Below are 6530 nucleotides of genomic sequence, written 5' to 3'. Positions count from 1 at the left end.
ATCAACGGGCTCCTCAACGGCATCTACCGCCTCGCCGAAGCCCCCGCAACGGAAAGCACCAACCCGGACAACCGCCCGAAAGCGAACATCCTCGCCTCCGGCGTGTCCGTCCCCTGGGCCCTCGAAGCCGCCCGGATCCTCAACGAAGACTGGAACGTCGCCGCCGAAGTCTGGTCCGTGACCTCCTGGAACGAACTCCGACGCGACGGACTCGCCGCCGAAGAACACGCCTTCCTCAACCCCGGCGAACCCGCCCGCACCCCGTTCATCACCGAACAACTCGCCGGCACCACCGGACCCGTCATCGCCGTGTCCGACTACATGAAAGCCGTCCCCGACCAAATCCGCCAATTCATCCCCAACGACTTCGCCTCCCTCGGAGCAGACGGCTTCGGCTTCTCCGACACCCGCCAAGCCGCCCGCCGCTACTTCAAAAACGACACCCACTCCATCGTCGCCAAAACCCTGCAACTCCTCGCCGCCAAGGGAGAAGTTGAAGAAGGTGCGCTGGAGAAGGCGATCGAGAAGTACCGGCTCCTGGATGTGAACGCCGGCACCACCGGCGGAGCAGGCGGCGACGCCTAACCACTTGCCTGACGCAGTCCGGTAAGCAGAGCTACGCCAGTAATATCCTCAACGGCGGCTTCCACCCTCGGGTGGGGGCCGCCGTCGGGGTTTAACCAGGTACGGGAATGCTTCAACTGCACGTGATCAGCAACAACGTCAGTTGTAGCCTTCTCACAAATGGAGCTTGCCCGGGATGGGCCGTATGCTCATTGCATGGCAGAGCCGACCAAAACAACTTCCAAGCGCAAGGCAGCAACCCAGGCATTGTCGCCGGAAAAGGCCGAGACTCTGCGGCAGCTCCGCGCCAACGTGGGCCAACTGTCCACCAGCACCATGCGCCAACTCGAGAAGTCGCTGCCTTGGTACAGCCGCCTGAGTTCGGATGAGCGCTCAGCGTTGGGCCTGGTTGCCCAAAACGGAATCGCCGCGTTTGTGACGTGGTACGAACGGCCAAGTTCGCCGTCGTGGATTCTCACGGACGTCTTTGGCAACGCCCCGACGGAGCTGACGCGCTCCATCAGCCTCCAAAAGGCCCTCCAACTGATCCGCATCGTCGTTGAAGTCGTCGAGGACCAAGTTCCCGTCATCGCGCCGGAATCGGATCAACCTTCCTTGCGTGAGGCCGTGCTTCGGTATTCGCGCGAAGTGGCATTCGCGGCCGCGGACGTCTATGCGAGGGCCGCCGAGTCCCGCGGTTCGTGGGACACCCGTCTGGAAGCGCTGATCGTCGACGCCATTCTGCGTGGAGAGAACACCGATGCCTTGAGGTCCAGGATTGCGGCCCTCGGCTGGAAAGCGCAGGAGCGCTTCACCGTCATGGTGGGCAATTCGCCGTCGGAACCGAGCGCCAGTTACGTCAGCGAACTGCGCCGGACTGCCGGGCGTTTCGCCGAGGACGCCTTGGTGGGAATTCAAGGCGACCGGCTGATCCTGATACTGGGTGGTGTCAACGACAGGGACACCGCCTACCTCAAGCTCAGTGAGCTTTTTGCGCCTGGCGCCGTTGTTTATGGGCCGGAGGCGGGCTCGCTCCTGGAAGCGAGCAGTTCAGCCCAAGCGGCATTCGCGGGGCTCACCGCCGCCCGGGCATGGCCCTCGGCTCCACGGCCCGTTGCTGCCGATGACTTGCTTCCCGAACGGGTTGTTTCCGGCGACGATGCTGCGCGCAGGTCACTCATCAAGAACATCTACAGGCCTCTGCTGGCCGCCTCCAACGGCTTGGTGGAGACGCTGGGAACCTACCTTGAGCTGGGGCATTCCTTGGAGGCCACAGCCCGGGAACTGTTCGTCCACGCCAATACGGTGCGCTACCGTTTGAAGCGCGTCTGCGACGTGACAGGGTGGGACCCGCTCCTTCCAAGGGAGGCCTTTGTGCTGCAAACCGCCCTCGTGGTAGGCCGGCTTTCGGCTCAACCGAAAGCCGCTCCCGAACGTCACGCATCGCGTTCACAGAACTGAACCGTTGTAGACTTCCTACAAACTGACCCAGTGAGCTTGGTGTACCAAAACACCAGTGGATCACGTGGCAATTTGGAAAGCTGGATACGTGCTTGCAATCGTCTGCCCTGGACAGGGCTCCCAGACCCCCGGATTTTTGGCCCCTTGGCTGGAACTCCCCTCCGTCGAAGGCCAATTGGCCGCCCTGAGCGAGATCGCAGGCATTGACCTCAAGGCCCACGGCACCGCCTCGGACGAAGAGACCATCAAGGACACCGCGGTAGCGCAGCCACTGATTGTTGCGGCGGGCCTCGTAGCTGCCAAGTCCTTGTTCGATGTAGAGCTCAGCACCCTTCCCGTTATTCTCGCCGGCCACTCCGTCGGTGAAATCACGGCCGCCGCCCTCGCGGGCGTCCTTACCGAAGCCGAAGCAATGGCCTTCGTCCGCGAGCGGGCCAACAGCATGGCCGCGGCAGCTGCGGTGACCCCTACGGGCATGAGTGCGGTAGTGGGCGGTGACCCCGCCGAGGTCCTGGCAGCCATTGAAGCTTCCGGCGCGACGCCGGCCAACGTCAACGGCGCCGGACAAACGGTTGCGGCAGGCACTTTCGAGCAATTGAAAGCCCTGGCAGATAACCCGCCGGCCAAGGCACGCGTGATCCCCCTCAAGGTCGCAGGCGCATTCCACACCTCGCACATGGCACCGGCAGTCAGCGCGCTCGAATCCCTGAAGCCGTCCTTGTCACCACAGAACCCCGCAGTTCCCCTGTTGTCGAACTACGACGGCAAGGAAGTCACGGCAGGAGATGCCGCCGTCGAAAGTCTGATCGCCCAAGTGTCCCGCCCCGTCCGCTGGGACCTGTGCATGGAAACGCTCGTTGAACGCGGCGTCACCGGTGTCATTGAACTTGCGCCTGCCGGCACCCTCGCGGGCCTGGCCAAGCGCGGCATGCCTGGCGTCAAGACCGTTGCTGTCAAAACCCCGGACGACCTTTCCGCGGCTCTGGCACTCTTTGCTGAATTGGAGGGACAGGCGTGAGCGCTCCCGTACTCAAGAAGGCCGCTGTCAACGAGAATGCCCGCATTCTGGGCATCGGCGCATACCGCCCCGACGTCATCGTTACCAACGACGACGTTTGCCAGTGGATCGACTCCTCGGACGAGTGGATCCGCCAGCGCACCGGCATCATCACACGACATCGCGCAGCCGCAGATGTCAGCGTGATCGACATGGCCGAGGGCGCTGCCCGTGAGGCAATCCAGCAGGCAGGCATCGAGCCCTCCCAGCTGGGCGCTGTCATCGTCTCAACCGTGACCCACCCTTACGCGACGCCGTCGGCTGCCGCCGCGCTCACAGAGCGTTTGGGCGCGACGCCGGCACCCGCCTTCGATATCTCGGCTGCCTGTGCGGGGTACTGCTACGGCGTGGCCCAGGCAGATGCCCTGGTCCGCTCCGGCGCGGCCGAGTATGTCCTCGTCGTCGGCGCCGAGAAGCTCTCCGACGTCATCGACAACCACGAGCGCACCATCTCCTTCCTCCTCGGCGACGGTGCCGGTGCTGTGGTGGTCGGCCCATCCGACACTCCCGGCATCGGACCTTCCGTGTGGGGCTCCGACGGCAGCAAGTGGGATGCCATCGGCATGACCCACTCGTTGGAAGACGTCAAGAAGCTCGGCGAATCCGCCCGCCACTCGGACGAAATCGACGACCCCGCCATTCTTTCTGCCACCCAGGACGTTTGGCCAACCCTGCGCCAGGACGGCCAGACCGTGTTCCGCTGGGCCGTTTGGGAAATGGCGAAGGTAGCGCAGCAGGCATTGGATGCTGCCGGAATCGAAGCCACCGACCTCGCTGCATTCGTTCCCCACCAGGCGAACATGCGCATCATCGACGAGATGGTCAAGAAGCTGAAGCTTCCCGAATCCGTTGTCATCGGCCGCGACATCGCCCAGGCGGGCAACACCTCTGCGGCGTCCATCCCGCTGGCAACGCACCGCTTGCTGCAGGAAAATCCTGAACTGAGCGGCGGCCTTGCCCTGCAGATCGGCTTCGGCGCCGGGCTGGTCTTCGGCGCCCAGGTAGTGGTCCTGCCGTAGACCTGGACAAGCCCTGGTGGCCTCCAGCCAACTGAATACGACTTACAAACCCAAACCGTAACCGCGGTTTGCCCCCTTTCCGGCAGTAGCCGGTACAACAAGAAAAGGAGCCAACAATGGCTAGCAACGAAGAAATCCTGGCCGGCCTGGCTGAAATCGTCAACGAAGAAACCGGCCTCGCCACCGAAGCCGTGGAGCTGGACAAGTCCTTCACCGAGGACCTGGACATCGACTCCATCTCCATGATGACCATCGTGGTCAACGCTGAAGAGAAGTTCGGCGTTCGCATCCCCGACGAAGAGGTCAAGAACCTCAAGACCGTCGGCGACGCTGTCAGCTTCATCGCCAACGCCCAGGCCTAGTCCTGACACCAGCTGTGCCGGGCCGGGATTCTTATCCCCGTGCCCGGCACAGCCGCAGTAACGCCCAAAGATTTTCTAGCTTTCCCCTGTGAAACCTGCAGGCGGAACGGCTGATCCGACAGAGAGTGATCGCATGGCACGCAAAGTAGTCATAACCGGTCTGGGGGCCACCACTCCCATCGGCGGCGACGTACCCACAATGTGGCAGAACGCGCTGAAAGGGGTGTCCGGCGCCCGCACGCTCGGCGACGAGTGGGTGGCCAAGTACGACCTCCCCGTCCACTTTGCTGCCCGGGCCTCTACGCCGGCCCTTGAGGTCCTGAGCCGCGTTGAGGCCAAGCGCATGGACCCCTCCACGCAGTTTGGTGTCATCGCAGCCCGTGAAGCATGGTCTGACTCCGGGATCGAAGAGATCGACCACGACCGCCTGGCAGTTGCTTTCGCCACCGGCATCGGTGGCGTCTGGACGCTGCTGGACGCCTGGGACACGCTCCGGGACAAGGGCCCCCGCAGGGTCCTGCCCATGACCGTCCCCATGCTGATGCCCAACGGCGTGGCGGCCGCTGTCAGCCTCGACCTCGGTGCCCGCGCTGGCGCGCACACTCCTGTTTCTGCCTGTGCCTCCGGCACTGAAGCCCTCCACCTTGGCCTGGACCTGATCCGTTCCGGCAAGGCAGACGTGGTGGTATGCGGTGGCGCCGAAGCGGCCATCCACCCGATGCCTTTGGCCGCGTTCTCCTCCATGCAGGCCCTCTCCCGTCGAAATGACGAGCCGGAGCGCGCTTCCCGCCCGTACGACATCGACCGTGACGGCTTTGTCATGGGTGAAGGCGCCGGTGCCCTGGTCCTCGAAGCCGAAGAGCACGCCATCGCCCGTGGAGCGCGCATCTACGCCGAACTCGCTGGCACATCGGTAACTGCGGATGCTTACCACATCACGGCACCGGACCCCGAGGGCCTGGGTGCAACGCGTGCCCTGAAGGCTGCCATGTTTGATGGCCGTATCCAGGCAGAGGACGTAGTGCATGTCAATGCGCATGCCACGTCCACCCCTGTAGGTGACAAGCCCGAATACACGGCGCTCCGTGCCGCTCTGGGGACCCACGTGGACAATGTGGCGGTATCCGCCACCAAGTCCCAGATGGGCCACCTCCTGGGCGCTTCCGGGGCCGTTGAAGCTGTGCTGACCGTGCTGGCCGTCTATGAGCGGAAAGCACCAGTCACCATCAACCTCGAGAACCAGGATCCGGAGATCCCCCTCGACGTTGTAACGTCAGTTCGCGACCTCCCCACCGGGGATATCGTGGCGCTGAGCAACTCCTTCGGCTTCGGCGGACACAACGCCGTCATTGCGGTCAGGAACGTCTAGCGACGCCTGTCCGTGGCCCACAGGCCTCCAGAACACTACTGACATGAGGAGGGCCCCACCATCAGGTGGGGCCCTCCTCATTGCTATGGGGGTGGAGCTTTAAGTGTTGCCGCTAGCCGACTTGGTGCAACCAGCGGACGGGGGCACCTTCGGCTGCATGGCGGAAGGGCTCAAGCTCCTCATCCCACGCTTCACCCAGCGCCAGCGACAGTTCGTGGTACACAGCTGAGGGATCTCCTGCGCCGGACTCGTATGCGTAACGGATACGGTCTTCAGTCACCATGATGTTGCCGTGCACGTCCGTGACGGCATGGAAAATACCGAGCTCAGGGGTGTGCGACCAACGTGCACCATCTACCCCTTGACTCGGCTCTTCTGTGACTTCGTAGCGCAGGTGCGCCCAGCCACGCAGAGCCGACGCCAACTGGGCGCCGGTACCCGGCGTCCCGGTCCACGACAACTCGGCCCGGAACATTCCGGGCGCGGCGGGCTGAGGGGTCCACTCAAGATCGGTTCGCTTGTCCACGACCGATCCGATGGCCCACTCGACGTGCGGGCAAAGCGCCGTAGGGGCCGAGTGCACAAACAGGACACCGCGGGTTGTTGCAACAGACATTCCATCCTCCATAGCTGTAGGTACGTCTTCCCCAACGACCTCTGCCTGGATGCTTGCTGTTGCTGCCGGATGCCATGAAACT

The 6530-nt window shown here is 63.6% G+C and carries 7 protein-coding genes; 6 read left to right on the top strand and 1 reads right to left on the bottom strand.

The features are described from left to right. The 6 genes from N7568_RS13585 to N7568_RS13560 form a co-directional block, all read left to right on the top strand. A partial coding sequence (locus N7568_RS13585) for a transketolase-like TK C-terminal-containing protein (RefSeq protein WP_439898982.1) occupies positions 1-585 on the top strand: 585 nt, incomplete at its 5' end. Between the two features lie 195 nt (positions 586-780). Continuing rightward, positions 781-2025: a PucR family transcriptional regulator gene (locus tag N7568_RS13580; RefSeq protein ID WP_261610318.1), complete on the top strand. Its 1245-nt coding sequence runs from the start codon at positions 781-783 to the stop codon at positions 2023-2025. An 88-nt stretch (positions 2026-2113) separates the two neighbouring features. Next, on the top strand, positions 2114-3043 hold the full coding sequence (locus N7568_RS13575) for an ACP S-malonyltransferase (RefSeq protein WP_261610317.1): 930 nt from the start codon (positions 2114-2116) through the stop codon (positions 3041-3043). Further along, complete coding sequence (locus N7568_RS13570; protein ID WP_261610316.1) at positions 3040-4101, top strand: beta-ketoacyl-ACP synthase III; 1062 nt, start codon at positions 3040-3042, stop codon at positions 4099-4101. The genes N7568_RS13575 and N7568_RS13570 overlap by 4 nt, the downstream gene beginning before the upstream one ends. 116 nt (positions 4102-4217) lie before the next feature. Beyond that, on the top strand, positions 4218-4463 hold the full coding sequence (locus tag N7568_RS13565) for an acyl carrier protein (RefSeq protein ID WP_011692310.1): 246 nt from the start codon (positions 4218-4220) through the stop codon (positions 4461-4463). A gap of 133 nt (positions 4464-4596) precedes the next feature. Further along, positions 4597-5832, top strand: coding sequence for a beta-ketoacyl-[acyl-carrier-protein] synthase family protein (locus N7568_RS13560; RefSeq protein WP_261610315.1), 1236 nt, complete (start codon positions 4597-4599; stop codon positions 5830-5832). A 112-nt stretch (positions 5833-5944) separates the two neighbouring features. Here N7568_RS13560 and N7568_RS13555 read toward each other — a convergent pair whose 3' ends face one another. After that, positions 5945-6448, bottom strand: a complete 504-nt coding sequence (locus tag N7568_RS13555; RefSeq protein WP_026005636.1) for a DUF3145 domain-containing protein — start codon at positions 6446-6448, stop codon at positions 5945-5947. Between the last annotated feature and the right edge of the window lie 82 nt (positions 6449-6530).

The sequence above is a fragment of the Paenarthrobacter aurescens genome, from assembly GCF_025421775.1.
In the GTDB taxonomy this organism is placed as follows: Bacteria; Actinomycetota; Actinomycetes; order Actinomycetales; family Micrococcaceae; genus Arthrobacter; species Arthrobacter aurescens_B.
The sequence above is the reverse complement of the archived record's forward strand: the minus strand, read 5'-3'. Positions and strand labels throughout refer to the sequence as shown.

Bases quoted from the DNA above. Each gene is read 5' to 3' on its own strand.
- N7568_RS13580 (WP_261610318.1), top strand. From the start codon at position 781: ATGGCAGAGCCGACCAAAACAACTTCCAAGCGCAAGGCAGCAACCCAG.
- N7568_RS13565 (WP_011692310.1), top strand. From the start codon at position 4,218: ATGGCTAGCAACGAAGAAATCCTGGCCGGCCTGGCTGAAATCGTCAAC.
- N7568_RS13560 (WP_261610315.1), top strand. From the start codon at position 4,597: ATGGCACGCAAAGTAGTCATAACCGGTCTGGGGGCCACCACTCCCATC.
- N7568_RS13555 (WP_026005636.1), bottom strand. From the start codon at position 6,448: ATGTCTGTTGCAACAACCCGCGGTGTCCTGTTTGTGCACTCGGCCCCT.